Raw genomic sequence first — 1,981 nt, 5'->3', positions numbered from 1 at the left:
CGGCCCTGCTTGCCCTTCAGCATGTCGGCCAGAGACTTCAGCGGGCGCTTGTTGGCACCCGTGATGACGCGACCGCGGCGGCCGTTGTCGAACAGGGCGTCGACCGACTCCTGCAGCATCCGCTTTTCGTTGCGGATGATGATGTCCGGCGCACGCAGCTCCATCAGGCGCTTCAGGCGGTTATTCCGGTTGATGACCCGGCGATACAGGTCGTTCAGGTCCGAGGTCGCGAAACGCCCCCCGTCCAGCGGCACCAGCGGGCGCAGTTCCGGCGGAATGACCGGCACGATCGTCAGCACCATCCACTCGGGCTTGTTGCCGCTGTCGAGGAAGGCCTCGATCAGCTTGAGGCGCTTGGAGGCCTTCTTGGCCTTCATTTCCGACGGGCTGTCGGCCAGTTCGGCGCGGTGCTTTTCAGCCTCGGCGTGCAGGTCGATACCCATCAGCAGGTTGCGGACAGCCTCGGCCCCGATCTCGGCGGTGAAGCCGTCATCGCCGAACTCTTCCTGATAGCGATAGAATTCGTCCTCGGTCAGCAGCTGGTTCTGCTTCAGCGGGGTCAGGCCCGGCTCGGTGACGATATAGTTCTCGAAATACAGGACGCGCTCAACGTCCTTCAGCGCCATGTCGAGCATCAGCGAGATGCGCGACGGCAGCGACTTCAGGAACCAGATGTGGGCGACCGGAGCGGCCAGGTCGATGTGGCCCATCCGCTCGCGACGGACGCGGGCCAAGGTGACCTCAACGCCGCACTTCTCGCAGATAATACCCTTGTACTTCATGCGCTTGTACTTACCGCACAGGCATTCGTAGTCCTTGGTCGGACCAAAGATACGGGCGCAGAACAGGCCGTCACGCTCGGGCTTGAACGTACGATAGTTGATGGTTTCCGGCTTCTTGATCTCACCGAACGACCACGACCGGATCTTTTCCGGCGAGGCGAGGGCAATCTTGATCTGGTCGAAGGTCGGGGTGACCGGGACCGGGTTGAAGATGTTCAGGACGTCCTGGTTCATCTTGAGTTCCTTGCTGCGGGATAGCCCGCGAAATTAATGAAGAGTGGCGAGAGGCGAGTGGTCAGTGGCGAGTGAGGTCTGAACGGCGGCGACGATTTCTCGTCACTCGCCACACGTCACTCGCCACTTCGAACTCAGCTGTTCTCCAGCTCCACGTTCAGACCCAGCGAGCGCATTTCCTTGATGAGCACGTTGAAGCTCTCGGGAATGCCGGCCTCGAAGCTGTCGTCGCCGCGGACGATGGCTTCATAGACCTTGGTGCGGCCGGCCACGTCGTCGGACTTGACCGTCAGCATCTCCTGCAGGGTGTAGGCGGCGCCATAAGCTTCGAGAGCCCAGACCTCCATCTCGCCGAAGCGCTGTCCGCCGAACTGCGCCTTGCCGCCCAGCGGCTGCTGGGTGACCAGCGAGTACGGGCCGATCGAGCGGGCGTGGATCTTGTCGTCCACCAGGTGGTGCAGCTTCAGCATATAGATGTAGCCGACGGTCACCGGACGCTTGAAGCGATCGCCCGTCTGGCCGTCGTACAGGATCGACTGGCCCGACTTCTCCAGACCGGCCTCGACCAGCAGACGCTCGATGTCACCGATGTTGGCCCCATCGAAGACCGGCGTGGCGAAAGGCACACCCTTCGACAGGTTCCGGGCCAGCTCGATCAGGTCCTCCTCATCCTGCGGCAGCGGGGTTTCCTTGCCGTAGATGTCGGTCAGGCGTTCGATCAGGGCCTTCTTCTGACCCCCGTGCTGCCAGTCATCCAGCAGGCCGGCGATCTGCTTGCCAAGGCCCGCAGCCGCCCACCCCAGGTGGGTTTCGAAGATCTGGCCGATGTTCATGCGCGAGGGCACGCCCAGCGGGTTCAGCACGATGTCGACCGAAGTGCCGTCTTCCAGATACGGCATGTCCTCGATCGGCAGGATCTTGGAGATGACGCCCTTGTTGCCGTGACGGCCGGCCATCTTGTCGCC

Annotated in this window: 2 pseudogenes; both read right to left on the bottom strand. The window is 62.5% G+C overall.

Features of this window, described 5'->3' with window-relative positions:
* Positions 1-1,016: pseudogene (locus B4K74_RS00150) on the bottom strand (DNA-directed RNA polymerase subunit beta'); the annotation flags it as partial.
* Between the two features lie 134 nt (positions 1,017-1,150).
* Positions 1,151-1,981, bottom strand: a pseudogene (locus B4K74_RS00145) (DNA-directed RNA polymerase subunit beta); the annotation flags it as partial.

The organism is Brevundimonas sp. UBA2503, assembly GCF_002341485.1.
GTDB classification, from domain to species: domain Bacteria; phylum Pseudomonadota; class Alphaproteobacteria; order Caulobacterales; family Caulobacteraceae; genus Brevundimonas; species Brevundimonas halotolerans.
Note: the sequence above shows the minus strand (reverse complement) of the source record. Positions and strands in the feature narration are given on the sequence as shown.